Annotated in this window: 1 protein-coding gene; it reads left to right on the top strand. The window is 46.8% G+C overall.

Annotated features, from left to right (window positions below):
* On the top strand, positions 1-201 hold a 201-nt coding region (locus ACYP03_RS28065), incomplete at its 5' end, for a hypothetical protein (protein ID WP_459782944.1).
* Between the last annotated feature and the right edge of the window lie 34 nt (positions 202-235).

Here is a 235-nt window from a genome sequence, read left to right on the forward strand (position 1 = left end):
GCCGTTCAGGCTAAAGTGGAGCTCTCCATGTTTTTGGGAAATGCATGTGTACGTTTGCCCCTGACTTGCAGGGGCTTTTTTTCACCCCAGTCCTTCCCGGCTCACACTCCTTTACTGTCTCTTGTCTCTGGTTCGGCAATGTACCGGGCTTCCAGCTATATTTATGTCAATACTGACTGTCGCAAAGCACCGGATGAATGATTTAACTGTTGTTTTGAATGAAGAATATCTTCCG

Source organism: Photobacterium sp. R1 (assembly GCF_054600795.1).